1 protein-coding gene is annotated in these 2,928 nt (G+C 38.4%); it reads left to right on the top strand.

Going from position 1 to position 2,928, the window contains the following annotated elements; translation table 11 throughout:
* The coding region (locus LDM92_RS09950; RefSeq protein WP_238480667.1) for a BspA family leucine-rich repeat surface protein at window positions 1-2,928 on the top strand (2,928 nt) is incomplete at both ends.

Genomic DNA, 2,928 nt, shown 5'->3' with positions numbered 1-2,928 from the left:
GCCGCAGCTGCTTTAGGCTTAATTAATGCCAAGCCCCAGACGGTCAAGGCAGCTAATCAGAATGGCACTCGTGCCACCAAGAAGACTGTTAGAAGAACAGTCAAGACTAAATTGACCTACCAAACTGAAGCTGAGGGTGCAGCAGTTTCAGATGATGAGTCCACGGACCAAAACAGCAGCAGTCAAACTGCTGACAGCGAAGCTAACACAAGCACTTCAAGCAGCACTCCAGAAACTGGACAAGTCCAGGCTAGTGCCAATAGCAGCACAACTAGTGAAAATAGTGCAGACACAGCTGCAGGCAATACCAGCGATCCAAGCGCCACAGACGATGCAAAAGCTAACAAGCAAGAAGCAGGCTCTGCACAATTTGACCCTGCTAAAGCTACTCGGGAAAGTTTCCCAACTAAATGGCAAGGGATAGATATCAGTTTTGATGATGAAGGTGATATATTAAAAATTAGTGGTGGCACAATCGATAACAGTGACAATCATTCTATCAGCCTATTCTACAATTTAAGTGGACAAAATCCAGTGTTAGCCGCTAACATTAAAGAAATTGATATCACTGGCAAACTCAAAATTATTGGCTCTGCAAATGATCTGTTTACTAGTCTTGGGGTATTAGAAACCATCAAGGGGCTAGATAATCTTGATACTTCTGAAGTTACCAGCATGGAAAACATGTTTAGTGAAAATAAAAAACTAACGAATATCGATTTATCTAGTTCAACTTCTTTCATAACCACAAAAGTGACGGACATGTCACACATGTTTTATGGTGACGAGTCTTTAACTAAGTTAGATTTATCTCACTTTGATACTTCAAATGTCACAAACATGGCGCATATGTTTGAAGGCTGTGAAGGACTTCGTAGTTTTGCATTCCCAGCTACTTTTAAAACAGATAAAGTGACAGATATGTCATATATGTTTGATGACTGTAATCAAGTTTGGTCAATTGACGTAACCAAATTCAACACTTCTAATGTTGAAAACATGGCATATATGTTTTATAATTGTCAAAGTTTTCTTAAGTTAGACGTTTCAAGCTTTAACACATCAAAAGTGACAGATATGTCATATATGTTTGGTGCTTGTCGTAATTTGCTTAAATTAAATCTGCCGACTACCTTTGTTACCGATAGTGTCCAAAATATGAAGGGAATGTTTAGCGGTTGTGAGTACATAACTGAGTTAGACTTATCACTGTTTAATACTGCTAAAGTAACTAATATGGCGAATATGTTCGGAGGTTCTAGCAAATTGAAAGACATTATTGCCTCTGATAATTTTACTACCGCAAATGTTACTGACATGAGTAAAATGTTTTCTGGTATCCCAATTACTACTGATAGTATAAACAAATTAATATCCAAATTTGATACTAGCAAAGTCACAGATATGACGGGAATGTTTGCTTCCTGCAAACAAGTAGTTTCACTTGATTTGTCTAAATTTGATACTGCTAATGTCGGAAATGTTTCTGAAAAACTATCTCGTGCTGGTATGGAAAGTATGTTTGGTAGCTGTGATAACTTAACCACTTTAGACTTAAGCAATTTTAATACTAAAAATGTCCGTGATATGAGCCGGATGTTTTACTACGACAAAAAATTAGCAAGTATAAAATTTAGTCCTTCTCTTTTCAATACCTCTAACGTTATTGACATGAAATACATGTTTGATGATTGTCAATCATTAACTAACATTGATGTTAGTCATTTTGATACTGCAAACGTCCTTGATATGAATAACATGTTTAATGATTGTTTTAAATTAGCTGCAATAGATTTTAGTCATTTTAATACTGCCAAAGTAACTAATATGTCGTATATGTTTGTAAATTGTAAGTCTTTAACAAGTTTAGATGTCACTAGCTTCAACACGGCAGCTGTGAGTGATATGACTAATATGTTCTGGCAATGTTCAAATTTAACCAGTTTGGATCTACACAACTTTAATACCAGAAAAGTTTCTAAATATGATGCCATGTTTCAAGGCTGTGATAAACTAGCAAAACTTGATCTTAGTAGTTTTGATATGCAAAATTCATCATCTATTGTTGATATGCTTAGAGTTCTTCCATCCCTTGAAGTGCTTATACTAGGCAGAAGAAATGATTTGAAAAAGGGCGCAAATACATATTTGAACGGTGGTTTAGGTCACAATCAGGACGGCCATGATGAAGAAGATATCTGGGTTAACATGGGAGTTAATGAAGATAACGGTGGTCTTCAGCCTAGAGCTCATTCGTGGACTGGTGCTGATTTAATGGAAAATTATGATGGCAGTAAGGATTATGATGTGTATGTTAATATCAATAAAATTCCCAATCCTTGCAGTATTACCATTAATTATCAATTTGAGGACGATAAAACCGCCAAACTCTCGCCAAACGATTATCAATTCGGTACCGCTGGTAATGACGTGGTTATCCCAATCACAGCCAGAAAGTTGCCTACCTATAAACTTGCCTACGTTGAAATTAATGGCAACAAATATACCACAGATAAATATGAAGATGCGCTGAGTAAACTAAAGTTTACTAATGATCCTCAAACTGTTACCTTCGGATACGAAAAGAGTAACGCTGGTAAAGGTAATGACTCCGGTACTTCCAGTGGCTCTAACAGCTCTACTGGCTCTGAAGGTTCAACTGGCTCGACTGGTTCAGAAGGTTCAACTGGTTCGACTGGCTCTGAAGGTTCAACTGGTTCGACTGGCTCCGAAGGTTCAACTGGCTCGACTGGTTCCGAAGGTTCAACTGGTTCGACTGGCTCTGAAGGTTCAACTGGCTCGACTGGTTCCGAAGGTTCAACTGGCTCGACTGGTTCTGAAGGTTCGACTGGCTCGACTGGTTCCGAAGGCTCAACTGGCTCGACTGGCTCTGAAGGTTCAACTGGCTCGACTGGTTCCGAAGGTTCA

Origin of the sequence: Lactobacillus laiwuensis (assembly GCF_019972835.1) — a bacterium.
Taxonomy (GTDB): Bacteria; Bacillota; Bacilli; order Lactobacillales; family Lactobacillaceae; genus Lactobacillus; species Lactobacillus laiwuensis.
This window is presented reverse-complemented; position numbering and strand designations above follow the sequence as displayed.